This window comes from Bradyrhizobium sp. 1(2017), assembly GCF_011602485.2.
Taxonomy (GTDB): domain Bacteria; phylum Pseudomonadota; class Alphaproteobacteria; order Rhizobiales; family Xanthobacteraceae; genus Bradyrhizobium.
In genome coordinates this window covers 2,624,053-2,639,300 of sequence record NZ_CP050022.2, presented here as the reverse complement: position 1 = coordinate 2,639,300, position 15,248 = coordinate 2,624,053, and the positions used below count along the sequence as shown (strand labels likewise).

Below are 15,248 nucleotides of genomic sequence, written 5' to 3'. Positions count from 1 at the left end.
GAGATGGGCCCCGGCTCTGCAGCGCATCACGTCGTGCTGCGCTGCGTCCGGGGCACGAGACCGCGTCTCAGCTCTTCGGCGCCTGCTTCTCCGATGCCGTCGCTGGCTTGGCCTTGGCGCCGACCACGCGCACGGCATCCCCGTCCGAGAGGCCGTCCGGCGGCGCGGTGATGACGCGGTCGTCAGCTGCGATCCCAGAGGCCAGCTCGATCTCGCGGCCGAGATCGCGGGCGATGGTCACGGACTTGAACAGCACCTTGTCGTCGGGACCGACGGTCGCGACACGCAGACCGCTGCCGTTGAAGATCAGCGCGCTGGCGGGGATGCTGAGCGGCGCGGAGTCGCGCTGGAGATTCAGCTTCACGCTGGCATAGCCGCCGGGCATCAACTCGCCTGAGGAATTGTCGAGCCCGAGCTGCATGCGCGTGGTGCCCGAGGCGACGTCGACGGCCTGCGAGGAAGCCTCCACGGTCGCCTGGAAGGTCCGGTTCGGATACTCCGGCAGCGCGATGGTGGCCTTGGCGCCGATCTTGATCGCCGGCACGTAATTCTGGGGCACGTTGACATAAACGCGCAGCTTGGTGATGTCGGAGATCACGAACATTGCCGGGCCCGAACCGCCGCCGGCATTGATCAACGCGCCGACGTCGGTGTCGCGCGCCGTCACGACGCCGTCGAACGGGGCAGTGATCTTCTTGTAGCCAGCGAGGGCTTCCAGCCGCTCGACATTGGCTTGGCCCGAGCGAACCGCCGCATTCTTGTTGGAGAGATCGGCGGTGCGCTCGTCGATTTCCTGGGCGGAGACGAAGTTGGACGCGACCAGCGTCTTGCGGCGGTTGAGGGTCGCTTCCGACAACCTCGCGCTGGCCTGCTGGCTGGCGAGGTCGGCGCGGGCCTGAAGCAGTTGCTGGTCGAGGTCGGGCGCCTCGATCTCGGCGATCACCTGGCCGGCCTTCACGCGCGCACCGATGTCGGCGCTCCAGTTTTTGAGATAGCCGGGGACGCGGGCGAAGATCGGAGCGCGATAATAGGCCTCCAGCCGGCCCGGCAGGTCGATGGTGGCGTTGAGAGCTTTGGCGTTGGGCAGGGTCACCGCAACGCTGGGAATGGCTTGATCGTCGGTCCACTCCTTCAGCTTGGAGCCCTGCTCCTCGCGAGCGCGGATGCCGGTGCCGACGACGAGGCCTGCCGCAATCAGCGCCACCACGCCGAAGATGCCCAGTTTCCGGTGCGACACCGGGGAGCGGGGTTCAGTGGGCGACATGCGGGGTCTCCAATGGGGCGGCGGCCTTGGCGCCTTGTTTCTTGTGTACCATGCTGAACACCACGGGCACAAACATCAGCGTGGCGAAGGTTGCAAAAATCAGGCCCCCGATCACGGCACGGCCGAGCGGCGCATTCTGCTCGCCGCCTTCGCCGAGACCCAGCGCCATCGGCGCCATGCCGATGATCATGGCAAGCGCGGTCATCAACACCGGGCGGAACCGGACGAAGCCGGCTTCGAGCGCGGCAGCAATGGGATCGCCGAGCTCCTCGTAGCGCTCGCGGGCGAAGGAGATCACGAGCACGCTGTTTGCGGTGGCAACGCCCATGCACATGATGGCGCCGGTCAGCGCCGGCACCGACAATGTCGTCTCCGTCATGAACAGCATCCAGACGATGCCGGCGAGCGCGGCCGGCAGCGCCGTGATGATCACGAACGGATCGGACCAGGACTGGAAGTTCACGACGATCAGGAAGTAGATCAGCACGACGGCACCCAGCAGGCCGAACAGCAGGCCGGTGAAGGCGCTGTTCATGGTCTGCACCTGGCCGAGCAGCACCACGGAAGATCCCTTCGGCACATCCTTGGCGGTGTCGGCGATCACCTGGCGGATGTCGGCGGCGACCGCGCCGAGATCGCGGCCCGAGGTCGTCGCGAAAATCTGCACCATTGACTGGATGTCGTATTGCGATACCACCGCGCTCGAGGTCGAGCGCTTGATGTCGGCAATGCCGCCGAGGATCGGCGACTGCGAATTGCCGGCCGCCGTGATCGGCAGCGTCTGCAGCGCGCTGAGCGAGTCCATCTGGTATTGCGGCGTCTGCATCACGATCGAGTACGACACGCCGTTGTCAGGATTGAGGTAGTAGGTCGGCGCCACCTGCGAGGAGCCGGCGAGATTGACGACGAGGCTGTTGGTGACGTCGCGTTCCGTCAGGCCGACATATTGCGCGCGGGTGCGATCGACGTCGATGTTGAAGGTCGGATTGTTCGGCGATTGCTGGATGCGCGCATCGGCAACGCCGGGAATCTTGCGGACCTTGGCCAGCAAGGTGTTGGCGTAAGCGAAATTGGCGCCGAGATTGGCGCCACGGATCTGCAGGTCGATCGGCGCCGGCGCGCCGAAATTCAGGATCTGGCTGACGATATCGGCCGGCAGGAACGCGAAGCTGACGCCGGGGAATAAACGCGGCAGCTGCTCGCGCAGCACCTTTACGTGCTCCTCCGTCGGCTTGTGGCCCTCCTTCAGCTTGATCTGGATGTCGCCGTCCTGCGGGCCGATCACGCCGGTGTTGTTGTAGGTCATGTTGATGCCGGAGATCGGCATGCCGATATTGTCGGTCATGGTCTCGATCTCGCCCGGGATCAGCTTGCGGACCGCCTTCTGCACGTCGGCAAGCTGGTTGGCGGTCTCCTCGACGCGGGTGCCGACCTGGGTGCGGACATGCATCAGGATGTTGCCGGCATCGACCGCCGGAAAGAAATTACGTCCGAGAAACGGCACCAGCGCGAAGGATGCGCCGACGACGCAGAGGAAGCCGATCACGAACACCCCGCGATGCGCCAGCGCAAGTCCGAGGAAGCTATGGTAGCCGGCGCGAATGCGCTCGAACCGCGCCTCGAAGCCGCGCTGAAACCAGACAAACGGATTGCGTGACTTCGGCGGCCCGCCCTCGTGATGCACATGCGCCTTGAGCAGATAGTTCGCCATGGTCGGCACCAGCGTGCGCGACAGGATGAACGACCAGATCATCGCGAACATCACGGCTTCCGCCATCGGCACGAACAGGAAGCGCGCGACGCCGGTGAGGAAGAACATCGGCACGAACACGATGCAGATGCAGAGCAGCGACACGAAGGCCGGCGTCACGATCTGGTTGGCACCGTCGAGAATCGACTGCTCGACCGGCTTGCCCTGCTCCAGATGGTAATTGATGTTCTCGATCGTCACCGTGGCATCGTCGACGAGGATGCCGACAGCGAGCGCAAGGCCGCCGAGCGTCATGATGTTCAGCGTCTCGCCGATCGCCGACAGCATGATGATGGCGCCCAGCACCGACAGCGGGATGGAGACCGCGATGATGATGGTCGAGCGCCAGCTGCCGAGGAACAGGAGGATCATCACGCTGGTGAGCAGTGCCGCGATCACGCCCTCGACGGCGACGCCCTGGATGGCGCCGCGGACGAACACCGACTGGTCGCCGATGAAGCCGATCTTCAGCGCGTCCGGCAGCTGATCCTTGACGTCGATGACCTTCTGCTTGATGCCGGCGATGATGTCGAGCGTCGAGGTTGCGCCCGCTTTCAGCACCATCATCAGCACCGAGCGGTTGCCGTCGACATGGACGATGTTGGTCTGCGGCGGATTGCCGTCACGCACGGTTGCGACGTCGCGGACATAGACCATGGCGCCGTTGACGGTCTTGATCGGCAGATTGCCGAGCTCGTCGATCTGTAGCGGCGAGTTGTTGAGCTGGATGTTGTATTCGAATTGGCCGATCTTCTGGGTGCCGACCGGCGTGATCAGGTTCTGGGCGGCCAGCGCGTTGGCGACGTCCTGGCCCGAGAGGCCGCGGGCCTGGAGCGCGGTCGGATTGAGGTCGATCTGGACCTGGCGCTGCTTGCCGCCAAAGGGATATGGGATCGCCGCGCCGGGCACGGTGACCAGGGGCGTGCGCAACTGGTTGATACCGATATCGGCGAGGTTCTGCTCGGTGAGCCCCTCACCCGACAGCGCGACCTGAATGATCGGGACGGTGGAAGCCGAGTAATTCAGGATCAAAGGCGGCGTCGCGCCCGGCGGCATCTGCTTGAGCAGCGTCTGCGAGATCGCGGTGACCTGGGCGTTGGCCGTGCGAATGTCGACGTTCGGCTGAAAGAAGATCTTGATGATGCCGAACCCGTTGTACGAGTTGGCCGTGATGTGCTCGATGTCGTTGACCGTCGTCGTCAGCGCGCGCTGGAACGGCGTGGTGATGCGGCCTGACATCTGGTCGGGCGGCAGGCCGGTGTACTGCCAGACCACGCCGATCACGGGAATACGGATATCCGGGAAGATGTCAGTCGGCGTCCGCAGCGCCGCCAGCGGTCCGATGATCAGCAGCAGGAGCGCGAGCACGACGAAAGTATATGGCCGGCTCAGGGCAATACGGACCAGAGCAATCATGCGCCAGGCAATTCCAGGTCAAGCGAGAATGCGGAATCCGCCCCCACGGCGATCCCCATCCCCCTTTACCCGAGCACCGCGGGAAACGCTATTCTCCGGCGGCCGTCCCGCCTTCAATTCCCTGCTACCGCACTGCGAAATCTACATCGCAGCCATGCGGCCGCGGCCTCCGACAGCGTTCAGGAACCTGCCTTCCTTCGGGCTAAAGACCAGCCAAAGAAAACGAGCGGCGCTTGCGACGCCGCCCGTTTGTCGATGGATATCTGTTCGCGCGGCTTACGCGGCGCGCACGTTGGTCAGGAACTTGCCGACCTCGGTCTTGAGCCTGTTCGAGTCGTTCGACAACATCTGCGCCGCCGACAGCACCTGCGAGGAGGCCGTGCCGGTCTCGGTCGCGCCGCGCTGCACGTCGGTGATGTTGGAGGAGACCTGCTGGGTGCCTTGTGCCGCCTGCTGCACGTTGCGGGCGATCTCCTGGGTCGCCGCGCCCTGCTCTTCCACGGCCGCCGCGATCGCCGAGGAGATTTCCGACAGTCGCTCGATGGTCGAGGAGATCTCCTTGATCGCGCCGACCGAATCGTTGGTCGCGGCCTGGATGCCGGAGATCTGCTGGCCGATCTCGCCAGTCGCCTTCGCCGTCTGCTCGGCGAGCGCCTTCACCTCGGAGGCCACCACGGCGAAGCCGCGGCCGGCCTCGCCGGCGCGCGCTGCCTCGATGGTCGCATTCAGCGCCAAGAGGTTGGTCTGGCCGGCGATGGTATTGATGAGCTCGACGACGTCGCCGATGCGGGACGCCGCCTTGGACAGCTCGCTGACGCGCTCGGTGGTGGTACGCGCCTGACCGACGGCATCGCCGGCCATGCGGGCCGATTCCTGCACCTGGCGGCTGATCTCGCCGACCGAGGACGCCATCTCCTCGGTCGCCGAGGCCACCGACTGCACGTTGGTCGAGGCTTCCTCCGAAGCGCCGGCAACGGTGGTCGCGAGCCTCTGGGAGCGGTCGGCGGTCGACGTCAGCGTCGAGGCGGAGGCCTCCAACTGGGTCGAAGCCGACGACACGGTCTGGACGATCTCGCCGATCATCGTTTCGAATTCGCGGGTGATGTTGTCGACGCGGCGGCCGCGCTCGATCTTGGCTTCGGCATCGGCCGCTGCGGCTTCGTCGGCAGCCTTCTTTGCGATCAGCGCTTCCTTGAAGATCTGGAGCACGTCGGCCATGGCGCCGATCTCCGTCTTTTCGCCGCGGTGAGGGACCTCGGCCGACAGATCGCCTTTGCCCAGTGCCTGCATCGGCTCGGTGATGGAATTGATGCCATTGGAGACGTCACGGACGAGATAGAAGCTGAGACCGATGCCGATTACCACCGCGATGCCAAGGATGACGGAAACCAGCATGAAGGCATAGGAATAGCTGTCCGCAGCATCCTGGGCGGCCTGATCGCCACCCTTGTTGTTGAGTTCGATGTCCTTCATCAGGACCTCATCCGACGCAAGACCGATCTTGTTGACCGTCTTGGTGTTCAGTTCCTGCGCTTCGTGGGGGACCTTGCCGGCTTCCTTGCGCGACAGCGCCATCACCTCCTCGGTGCCCTTCTTGTAGTCGTCCCAGAGCTTTGCCCACTGGTTGTAGAGCGCCCGCTCATCCGGCGAAGTGATCATTGCCTCGTACCGACTGCGGATCTTGGCGAGCGCCTCGATCACGGTCACAGCCGTCTTCTCGTTGGCGATCTTCTCGTCCAGCGTTTCGGAAAGCATGTGCTGGCGGACCACATTGCGATAGGTGATGACGCTCGCCCGAAGCTCGCCCAACACCCGCACGCTCGGCATCCAGTTCGTGGTGATGTCGGTGGTATTGGCGTTCATGGACCGCATTTTCATGACGGCGAGCAAGCCCATGCCGGTCATCGCAACCAGCAGGAACGCCACGACACTGATGATCTTGGCGCGGATGGAGATAGTGGCGAGCATAATCGGGTCTCTTTGTACTGGAACCGGCGTGTGTCCGGGAATTACGAATCAACCAAAGGGAGCAGCGCCGACATCCAACACCAGAGGACCTGAGCAGACGTTAACTACGACCCCGTACGAGTACGGAAGCCAGAAGGAAATGAATGGGCAGCTAAGAATGCCCTGCGCTCAGCGCATGAGCCCCAGCGCGTCGGAGAAAAACTCCGGGCCGCCGAAATTTCCGGATTTCAGGGCAAGCAACATCTCGCCTGCCTGCGCACCGACGGCGCGCAGCACTGGAACTCCCGCGGCGATTTCCACCCCAACGAGAAAACCGGGAATCTTCAATCGATCGACCACCGCACCTGACGTCTCGCCACCCGCGACGATCAAGCGCCGGACGCCCGCCTGCACCAGGCCTTCGGCGATATCGGCCATGGCCTGCTCGATGGCATGCCCGGCGGCGTCGCGGCCGTGCCGGGCCTGAACGGCCGCAACAGCTTCCGGAGTCGCGCTCGAGGCGATCAGGACAGGGCCATTCGCCAGAAGCGGCTTCGCCCAGGCCAGCGCGCGCTGCGCCTCGCCGGCCCCGGCGACGATCTGCTCTGGATCGAGATGCAACACCGGCATGACACGCTCGGCATTGGCGATCTGCTGAAGCGTCGCCTGCGAGCAGCTCCCGGCAAGGCAAGCCGCCGGGCCACCGACCGCCGCGCCCGCTTCGCTGCCTGCCGCGCTCGACCGAACTTTCCCGGTCGACACCAGTGCCCGCGCGAGGCCAAGGCCGATGCCGGAGGCGCCGACCGATAGTCGATGCTCGGCGGCAACGAGGCCGATGGTCTCGAGGTCGCGATCGAACACGGCGTCGATGACCGCGGCGCCGATGACCTTGCCCGCGAGCTCGGACAGCCGCGCCCGGACCGCATCCGCGCCGCGCGTGACGGTGGCGAGATCGACGAGGCCGATCTGCGTCTTGCTCTGGCGCGCCAGCACGCGCACGAGGTTGGAATCCCGCATCGGATTGAGCGGATGATCCTTCAACGGGCTCTCGTTCAACGGCACCGCGCCGACGAAGAGGTTCCCCTGATAGACGGTTCGGCCGGTCTCCGGGAAAGCCGGCGTCACCAGCACGATCGCCTCGCCGCAATCGGCGCGGAGCGCGTCCATCACCGGACCGATATTACCGGCATCTGTGGAATCGAAGGTCGAACAGATCTTGAACAGCACGTGGCCCGCACCGCGACCGCGCAGCCACGTCTCCGCCGCACGCGAGCGCGACACGGCAAGGCCGGCCTCGATCGAGCGGCTCTTCAGCGACACCACCACGGCGTCCACCTCGGGCAGCGCGAGATCGTCCGCGGGCACGCCGATGGTCTGCACGGTGCGCAGACCCGCGCGCGTCAACGTGTTGGCGAGGTCGGAGGCGCCGGTGTAGTCGTCGGCGATGCAGCCCAACGCAAGTGTCACGGCTTCGCTCCGGCATAGGGCCTGAACCAGGCAAGGCCGTCGGTGGTCTTGCCGCGCGGGTTGTATTCGCAGCCGACGAAGCCGGCATAGCCGAGCCTGTCGAGCTCTTCGAACAGGAACGGATAGTTCAGCTCCTCGCCGTCGGGCTCATTGCGCGAGGGGATGCTGGCGATCTGGACATGCCCGATGATCGGCATCATCTCGCGCAGGCGCATGGTGACGTCGCCGTGAATGATCCCGCAATGATAGATGTCGAACTGGAGCTTCAGGTTCGCAAGCCGCAGTTCCTGGATCAGGTCGCGCGCGAAGCCGAAATCGTTGAGGAAGTAGCCGGGCACGTTGCGGGCATTGATCGGCTCGATCACGATGTCGATGCCATGGGGTGCGAAGAACTCCGCAGCCCACGCCACCGACTTGTAGAAGGCCTCGATCGCGACGCGCTCGCCTCGATTGGCGATGCCGGCCATCAGGTGCAGGCGCTTGACGCCGGTCGCCTTGGCGTAGGGCAGCGCCGTCTCCAGGCTGGCCTTGAGATCGGAAAACCGCGCCGGTAGCGCCGCAAAGCCCTTCTCGCCGGCGTTCCAGTCGCCCGGCGGCAGGTTGAACAACGCCTGCGTCAGCCCATTCCTCTTGAGCCGCTCGCCGACCGCCTCGGCCGGATGCTCGTAAGGAAAGAGAAATTCGACGGCGGTGAAGCCGGCCTGCGCGGCAGCATCGAAGCGGTCGAGGAACGGCACCTCGGTGAACATCATCGAAAGGTTGGCGGCAAAACGGGGCATTGGGGTCCTCTCAGTTCTTGTCGCCGGGCAGCTTGACGCCGGTGACCTGCGCATACATCCGCGCCACCGAGGCGTCGTCGTCGCGGCCCATGCCGGCAGCTGCCGTCATCAGGAACATCTGGAGCGCTGCGGCGGAGACCGGCACCGGGAATCTGGCACTGCGCGCCATGTCCTGGATGATGCCGAGATCCTTGACGAAGATCTCGACTGCGCTGCGCGGCGTGTAGTCGCCGTCGAGCACATGCGGCATCCTGTTCTCAAACATCCAGGAATTGCCGGCAGAGGCCGTGATCACCTCATAGACCTTGCGGATGTCGAGGCCCTGCTTGGCCGCAAACGCCATCGCTTCGCTGGCGGCGGCGATGTGCACGCCGGCGAGCAGCTGGTTGATCATCTTGAAGGCGGCGCCCTGCCCTGCGGCATCACCGAGCTCGTAGAGCTTTGCAGCCATGGCATCCAGCGCGGGCCGCGCCTTGGCAAAAGCGGCGGAGCTGCCGGAGGCGAGGATCGTCAGTTCGCCTTGCGCGGCGCGCTGCGCCCCGCCGGAGATCGGCGCATCGAGATAGTGCCGGCCGGTCGCCTCCAGCTGCTTGGCGAGGCGCCGCGCCACATCCGGATCCATGGTCGCCGAGGAGACGAAGACGCTGTCCTTCGGCATGGTCTCGGCGGCACCATCCCTGCCGAACAGGATGGTCTCGGTCTGGGCGGCGTTGACCACGACGCTGACGACGATGTCGGCATCCTTGGCCGCTTCGGCCGGCGTCTTGGCCCCCGCGCCGCCGTCCGTCACGAAACGCGCAACTGCCTCGGCCGAGACGTCGCAGCCGGTGACGGCATGGCCGGCGCGCTTCAGCGAGGTCGCCATGCCAAACCCCATCGAGCCGAGCCCGACGACGGCGATGCGCTGATTTTGTGAGGTGGAGACGGACATATGCAACTGACCCTTGCGAGCGTTTCCCGAATAGCCGCCCTTTGCGGCAGCTTGGCAACCGAATAACACGGCTTGGCCGCGCTGCCAAAGCGTGAGACAAGCAGGCATGACGGCCATGAGCACCGAGACACGGCTGCGCGAGGATATCTGCCGCTTCGGACGGTCCCTGTTCGAGCGCGGGCTGACGCCGGGTTCGTCCGGCAATATCAGTGTCAAGATGGACGATGGCGGCTGGCTGGTGACGCCGACCAACGCCTCGCTCGGCTTCCTCGATCCGGCCCGGCTGTCGCGGCTTGATGTGCACGGCCGGCTTGTTTCGGGCGATGCCCCGACCAAGGAAGTTCCGCTGCACACCGCGCTGTACGACACGCGCGGCGGCGCGCGCGCAATCGTGCACCTGCACTCCACCCATTCGGTCGCGCTCTCGATGCTGCCCGAGATCGATCCGCGTGCCGCGCTGCCGCCGATGACGGCCTACTATCTGATGAAATGCGGCGCGACTGCGCTCGTGCCCTATTACCGCCCCGGCGATCCCGCCGTGGCCGAGGCGATCAAGGGGCTGGCGGGGAAGTATTCATCCGTGCTGCTCGCCAATCACGGCCCGGTGGTCGCGGGCGACACGCTGGAGGCCGCGGTGTTCGCCACGGAAGAGCTGGAGGAGTCCGCGAAGCTGTACCTGCTGCTGCGCGGGATGAACCCGCGGTATCTGTCGCCGGAGCAGGTGGCAGATCTGGTGAAGGTGTTCGGGGTGAAGCTGCCGGAGCATGGGCACGGGCATTGAGCCCGACTCGACCCCCGTCGTTGCGAGCGCAGCGAAGAAATCCGAATGCCTCCGCGGAAAGACGCTGGATTGCTTCGCTGCGCTCGCAATGACGGAGGATGTGGCGACGATCGTAGCCCGCATGAGCGAAGCGACATGCGGGAACACCTGCCCCGGATGTCGCTTCGCTCATCAGGCTACAGCAGCGCGCTTGGATTACAGCCCCAGATACGCCTTGCGCACGTCCGGATTGCCCTTGATCTCGCTTGCCGCGCCCTGCATCAGCACACGGCCGGTTTGCAGGATGTAGGCGCGGTCGGCGATCTCCAGGCACTCGGCCATGCGCTGCTCGACGATGAGGACGGTCATGCCGGAGTCACGGATGAGCTTCACCGCCTGGAAAATTTCATCCACCAGCTTTGGCATGATGCCCTGCGAGGGCTCGTCGAGCATCAGAAGCCGCGGACGCGTCATCAGCGCGCGGCCGATGGCGAGCATCTGCTGCTCGCCGCCGCTGAGCGTTTCGGCGCGCTGCTCCAAACGTTCCTGGAGACGCGGGAACAGCTTGAAGACGAGATCGAGCGGCTCTTCGCGGTTCGCCTCGCCGCGATAGAGATAGCTGCCGAGGCGAAGATTGTCGCGCACCGACAGGCGCGGGAACAGGCGGCGGTTCTCCGGCACATAGGCGATACCGGTGGCGGTGATGTGATGCTGCGCCATGCCGTCGAGGCGCTTGCCGTCGAACGTCACGGTGCCGGAGCGCGGCCGCTCGGCACCGGCGATGGATTTGAGCAGCGTCGACTTGCCCGCGCCGTTCGCGCCAGCCACACACACAATCTCGCCCTTCTGGACCTCGATCGAGACCGCGGAGATCGCGACCAGGCCCTGATAGGCCGTCGTGACTTCACGCACCGACAGCATGACGATCTCCCAGATATGCCTTGATCACCTTGGGATCGCGGACGACGTCGGAAGGCTTGCCCTCCGCCAGCACCTTGCCGAGGTCGAGCACGATGGCGCGGTCCACCAGCGGCATCACGATCTCCATGACATGCTCGACCATCAGCACGGTGATGCCGGCATCGCGCACCTTGCGCACCAGCGCGACACCGGTTTGCGCCTCGGTCGGCGTCAGGCCAGTGAGGACTTCGTCGAGCAGCAGCAGCTTCGGCTCGGTTGCGAGCGCACGGGCGACTTCGAGGCGGCGCTTCTCGGCCGGCACGAGATCACTCGCGAGCACGTCGGCGCGCGCGGCAAGGCCGGTGAATTCCAGCACCTCTTGCGCCTTGCGACGTGCCTCGCGCATCACGGTGTTGCGCACGAGCGCGCCGACGATGACGTTGTCGATGACGGTCATGGTCTCGAAGCTCTTGACCACTTGGAAGGTGCGGCCCACCCCGCGCTGGCAGCGCTCGGCCGCCGGCATGTGGGTGACGTCCTCGCCGTCGAACCAGATCGAGCCTTGCGTCGGCGGCAGGACGCCGGCGATGAGATTGAACAGCGTCGATTTGCCGGCGCCGTTCGGACCGATCAGGCCGACAATCTCGCCGCGGCCGACCGAGATCGAGACGTCGCTGTTGGCGACGAGGCCGCCGAAGCGCTGCCAGACGCCGCGGGTTTCGAGGAGCGCAGTCATCGCGTGGCTCCCTTTGCTTTTGAACGCGAGAACAGGCTGACCAGCCCCCGCGGCAGCGCCAGCGAGATCAGCACGATCAGCGTGCCGTAGACGATGAGGTCGACGCCGCGTCCGGACCCGCCGATATAGGAGCGCGTCAACTCCGTCATCGGAATCAGGATGGCGGCCCCAAGCACCGGGCCCCAGAGGGTGCCGATGCCGCCAAGCACCGCCGGCAGCGCCATCAGCAGCGAGAACTGGAAGCCCATCACGCTCTCAGGGTCGATATAGGCGAGAAACTGCGCGTAGAAGGCGCCGCCGATGGCGACGAGGAAGGCGGACACGGCTGCCGCGCCCATCTTGGAGTTGAACACGACGACGCCGAGGCTTTCGGCCGCCTCCGGATTGTCCTTCACCGCGCGCCACCAGAAGCCCCATTTGGAGTCTTCCAGCCACCAGGTGACGAACCAGGCGAGGCAGCACAGCGCCAGCGCGAAATAGAAATATGGCAGCTTGGTGCGCAGGAACTGGAATTTCAGCCAGCTGTCGCCGCGGATCGGAACGGTGATGCCCATCGCGGCTCCCGCCCACTCCCAGTTCTGGAACAGCAATAGCCCGATCTCGGCAATGACGATGGTCGCGATCACGAAGTAATGGCCGCGCAGGCGGAAGAAGGGATAGCCGAGCGCCATCGCGATCAGGGCGGCGATCACGCCGCCGCCGAGCATGCCGAACCAGGGCAGCACGCCGAACTTGGTGAACAGCAGCGAGGTTGTGTAGGCGCCGATGCCGAAATAGAGCGCGTGGCCGAGCGAGATCTGTCCGCAATAGCCGGAAAGGATGTTCCAGCTCTGCGACAGCGCCGCATACATCAAGGTCAGGATCAGGATGTTCTGGACATAGACGTCCTTGATGAACAGCGGTGCAAGCGCTGCGATCCCGGTCAGGACGGCGGCGATGATGAGGTCGCGGCGGCGCCGCGCTGCAAAATTCATGTCCATCACATCGACCCGAACAGGCCGCGCGGCCGGACGAAGACAACCAGGAGATAGACGGCATAGATGCCGACCGACTTCAGCGAGGGCGGCAGCACCAGGGCAGTGATCGCTTCGACGAGACCAACGATGATGCCGCCGGCAAAGGCCCCGAACACGCTGCCGAAACCGCCGAGCGCCACCGTGACGTAAGCGATCAGCGCAAAGGACGCGCCGACGTCGGGATAGATGTAGAAGAACACCGCCATGATCGCGCCGGCGAGGCCGACCAGCGCCGCGCCCAAACCCCAGCCGAGCGCGAACACGCGGTTCTTGTCGATGCCGACGAGAGCCACGGCGCCGGGATCTTCACGCGTCGCCTCCAGCGCACGGCCGAAATCGGTGCGATGAATGAAGAAGTAGAGGCCGGCAAAGGCGAGGATCGAGACCAGCGCGCCGATCAGCTGCGGCTCCGGCAGGAAGATGCCGCCAACCGAAATGGTCTTCCCGCCGAGCCAGGATTGCGGAATGCTGCGATAATCCGGCGTGAAGAAGAACTGAGCCAGGCCGCGCATCACGATGGCAAGGCCGAAGGTCGAGAAGATCTGCACCATGCCGGCATTGGCCTTGGCCCGCATGGCAAAGCGCACGATTAACAGGTAGACCACCGCCCCGAACACGAAGAGTGCCGCAGCGACCAACGGCGCCGACAGCAAGGGGTCGATGGCGAAGAACGCGAACAGGAAGAAGCTCGCATACATCGCGATCATCAGGAACTCGCCATGGGCGAAGTTCACGACGTCCATCAGGCCGAAGATCAGCGCGAGGCCGACCGCGATCAGTCCATAGAGCAGGCCCATCAGTAGGCCGCTCGCGAGACTCTGGATAATGGCTTCGGCTGTCACTCTAGTCCCCCGTTCGAAACGTCATCATTTGCTCCGTCATGGCGAGCGAAGCGACGCAATCCAGAATCTGACCGCGGAAACAGCCTGGATTGCTTTGTCGCTAGCGCAAAATTGCTCCGCAATTTTGTCGCGAGCTCCTCGCAAATGACGAGGCTCGTGCGACGACCTCGATTTGCTCCCCTGCTCCCGCAGCGCTTACTTCATCGGCCAGATCGCCTCGGCGATCGCGGCCTGCGGCGGGAAGATGGTGACGAACTTGCCGCCGACATATTGCAGCAGCACCGGGTCGGCGTCGTTGTTCTGGCCCATCTCGTCGAACTTGACGCGCTTCCAGGGCATGATGGTCTGCTCGCCCGGAATGTCCGTCGCCGCCAGCGCGTCGCGGATCTTCTCGCCATCGGTCGACTTGGCGCGGCTGATCGCGTCCGCAAGGATGATCAAGCCCATGAACTGGCGCGAGGTGAGGTCGTTGAAGTCCTTGCCGGAACGGGCCTTGAACATGTCGTTGATCTTGCCGACCATCGGGCGCTTCTGCGCGAGGTCGAGCGAGAAGGTGCCGCGCGAGATCACGCCTTCGAGCTTGTCGCCGACAGCATCATAGAGCGCCTTCTCCGAAAAGCCCGCGTCCTGCGCCACGATCGCGTTCGGCTTGTAGCCGAGCTCCGCCATGGTCTTGACCAGCAGGATGCCGTCGGTGGTGTAGCTCGACGGCATCAGCACGTCTGCGTTGGCGCTCTTGAGCTGCTGCACCTCGGCCGAGAGCGAGGGCGAGTTGGCGCGATACTTGATGTCGGTGACAATCTTGTAGCCGCGCTCGCCAGCGATCTTGGCCTGGGCGTTGCCGGAATCGGTGCCGAAGATGGTGTCCTCGTGGAACAGCGACAGCTTCTCGATCTTGGTGCCCTTCTTCTTCATGGCATCGAAGAAGTCGAACATCGCGGCCGAGTACATCTCGTCATGGGGGGCGGCGCGAAAGTAATATTTGAGGCCGCGGCGGTGCAGGCTCGGCGAGGAGTTGTCGGCGGAGACGAACGGGATCTGGTAGCGTTCGCAGATCTGGCTGACGGTGACCGCAACCGCGCTCTGATAGGTGCCGATGATGGCGGAGACCTTCTCCTGGGTGATCAGGCGCTCGGCCTCGGCACGGCCCTTCTGCGGATCGGCCTGGTGGTCGGCGAACACGAGGCGGACTTTTGCGCCGCCGAGACCCAGCAAGCCCTCGCCCTTGCCCAGCGGCAGATCGAAGTCGGTGTCCTTGTTGATGACCTCGAGCGCGGTCTCATAGGCCTTCTGCGCGTCGACGCCCTGCTGCGCACTGCCGCCGGAGAACGGATAGATCACGCCAATCACGACCTCCGAAGTCTGTGCGCGCGCGGCCAGCGGCACCAGCGCAGCAGTGGCCGTCGCACCCAGCAATACGTCGCGGCGAGTGATCGTCAT

At 64.9% G+C, this 15,248-nt stretch carries 12 protein-coding genes; 1 reads left to right on the top strand and 11 read right to left on the bottom strand.

What is annotated here, in order from left to right:
• Nucleotides 1–67: 67 nt before the first annotated feature.
• The 6 genes from HAP40_RS12550 to ltnD all read right to left on the bottom strand — a co-directional run bounded on the left by HAP40_RS12550 (nt 68) and on the right by ltnD (nt 9,554).
• The gene (locus HAP40_RS12550) at nt 68–1,264 is read right to left on the bottom strand and encodes an efflux RND transporter periplasmic adaptor subunit (protein ID WP_166817509.1); all 1,197 of its coding nucleotides are present in this window, start codon (nt 1,262–1,264) and stop codon (nt 68–70) included.
• Nucleotides 1,251–4,430, bottom strand: coding sequence for an efflux RND transporter permease subunit (locus HAP40_RS12545; RefSeq protein WP_166817510.1), 3,180 nt, complete (start codon nt 4,428–4,430; stop codon nt 1,251–1,253). The genes HAP40_RS12550 and HAP40_RS12545 overlap by 14 nt, the downstream gene beginning before the upstream one ends.
• A 276-nt stretch (nt 4,431–4,706) precedes the next feature.
• Nucleotides 4,707–6,398 carry a methyl-accepting chemotaxis protein gene (locus HAP40_RS12540; protein WP_166817511.1) on the bottom strand — a complete coding sequence of 564 codons (1,692 nt, stop codon included), beginning with the start codon at nt 6,396–6,398 and terminating at the stop codon, nt 4,707–4,709.
• Between the two features lie 168 nt (nt 6,399–6,566).
• The gene (otnK, locus tag HAP40_RS12535; RefSeq protein ID WP_166817512.1) at nt 6,567–7,844 is read right to left on the bottom strand and encodes a 3-oxo-tetronate kinase; all 1,278 of its coding nucleotides are present in this window, start codon (nt 7,842–7,844) and stop codon (nt 6,567–6,569) included.
• Nucleotides 7,841–8,623 (bottom strand): 2-oxo-tetronate isomerase, encoded by a 783-nt coding sequence (gene otnI, locus HAP40_RS12530; protein WP_166817513.1) that lies wholly within the window; start codon nt 8,621–8,623, stop codon nt 7,841–7,843. The genes otnK and otnI overlap by 4 nt, the downstream gene beginning before the upstream one ends.
• A gap of 10 nt (nt 8,624–8,633) precedes the next feature.
• Nucleotides 8,634–9,554 carry an L-threonate dehydrogenase gene (ltnD, locus tag HAP40_RS12525; RefSeq protein ID WP_166817514.1) on the bottom strand — a complete coding sequence of 307 codons (921 nt, stop codon included), beginning with the start codon at nt 9,552–9,554 and terminating at the stop codon, nt 8,634–8,636.
• A 106-nt stretch (nt 9,555–9,660) separates the two neighbouring features.
• Here ltnD and HAP40_RS12520 point away from each other — a divergent pair, with 106 nt between their 5' ends.
• Nucleotides 9,661–10,335, top strand: a complete 675-nt coding sequence (locus HAP40_RS12520) for an aldolase (RefSeq protein WP_166817515.1) — start codon at nt 9,661–9,663, stop codon at nt 10,333–10,335.
• Between the two features lie 195 nt (nt 10,336–10,530).
• On the opposite strand, the gene HAP40_RS12515 is transcribed toward HAP40_RS12520, so the two are convergent.
• The 5 genes from HAP40_RS12515 to HAP40_RS12495 form a co-directional block, all read right to left on the bottom strand.
• The gene (locus HAP40_RS12515) at nt 10,531–11,235 is read right to left on the bottom strand and encodes an ABC transporter ATP-binding protein (RefSeq protein WP_036004938.1); all 705 of its coding nucleotides are present in this window, start codon (nt 11,233–11,235) and stop codon (nt 10,531–10,533) included.
• Nucleotides 11,219–11,950, bottom strand: a complete 732-nt coding sequence (locus HAP40_RS12510; RefSeq protein WP_166817516.1) for an ABC transporter ATP-binding protein — start codon at nt 11,948–11,950, stop codon at nt 11,219–11,221. The genes HAP40_RS12515 and HAP40_RS12510 overlap by 17 nt, the downstream gene beginning before the upstream one ends.
• Nucleotides 11,947–12,930 carry a branched-chain amino acid ABC transporter permease gene (locus HAP40_RS12505; protein WP_166817517.1) on the bottom strand — a complete coding sequence of 328 codons (984 nt, stop codon included), beginning with the start codon at nt 12,928–12,930 and terminating at the stop codon, nt 11,947–11,949. The genes HAP40_RS12510 and HAP40_RS12505 overlap by 4 nt, the downstream gene beginning before the upstream one ends.
• The gene (locus tag HAP40_RS12500) at nt 12,930–13,763 is read right to left on the bottom strand and encodes a branched-chain amino acid ABC transporter permease (RefSeq protein ID WP_246741368.1); all 834 of its coding nucleotides are present in this window, start codon (nt 13,761–13,763) and stop codon (nt 12,930–12,932) included. The genes HAP40_RS12505 and HAP40_RS12500 overlap by 1 nt, the downstream gene beginning before the upstream one ends.
• A gap of 240 nt (nt 13,764–14,003) precedes the next feature.
• Entirely contained in the window at nt 14,004–15,248 is a 1,245-nt protein-coding gene (locus HAP40_RS12495) for an ABC transporter substrate-binding protein (RefSeq protein WP_166817519.1), read from the bottom strand.

Bases quoted from the DNA above. Each gene is read 5' to 3' on its own strand.
- HAP40_RS12550 (WP_166817509.1), bottom strand. From the start codon at position 1,264: ATGTCGCCCACTGAACCCCGCTCCCCGGTGTCGCACCGGAAACTGGGC.
- HAP40_RS12545 (WP_166817510.1), bottom strand. From the start codon at position 4,430: ATGATTGCTCTGGTCCGTATTGCCCTGAGCCGGCCATATACTTTCGTC.
- HAP40_RS12540 (WP_166817511.1), bottom strand. From the start codon at position 6,398: ATGCTCGCCACTATCTCCATCCGCGCCAAGATCATCAGTGTCGTGGCG.
- otnI (WP_166817513.1), bottom strand. From the start codon at position 8,623: ATGCCCCGTTTTGCCGCCAACCTTTCGATGATGTTCACCGAGGTGCCG.
- ltnD (WP_166817514.1), bottom strand. From the start codon at position 9,554: ATGTCCGTCTCCACCTCACAAAATCAGCGCATCGCCGTCGTCGGGCTC.
- HAP40_RS12520 (WP_166817515.1), top strand. From the start codon at position 9,661: ATGACGGCCATGAGCACCGAGACACGGCTGCGCGAGGATATCTGCCGC.
- HAP40_RS12515 (WP_036004938.1), bottom strand. From the start codon at position 11,235: ATGCTGTCGGTGCGTGAAGTCACGACGGCCTATCAGGGCCTGGTCGCG.
- HAP40_RS12510 (WP_166817516.1), bottom strand. From the start codon at position 11,950: ATGACTGCGCTCCTCGAAACCCGCGGCGTCTGGCAGCGCTTCGGCGGC.
- HAP40_RS12505 (WP_166817517.1), bottom strand. From the start codon at position 12,930: ATGGACATGAATTTTGCAGCGCGGCGCCGCCGCGACCTCATCATCGCC.
- HAP40_RS12500 (WP_246741368.1), bottom strand. From the start codon at position 13,763: ATGGGCCTGCTCTATGGACTGATCGCGGTCGGCCTCGCGCTGATCTTC.
- HAP40_RS12495 (WP_166817519.1), bottom strand. From the start codon at position 15,248: ATGACGATCACTCGCCGCGACGTATTGCTGGGTGCGACGGCCACTGCT.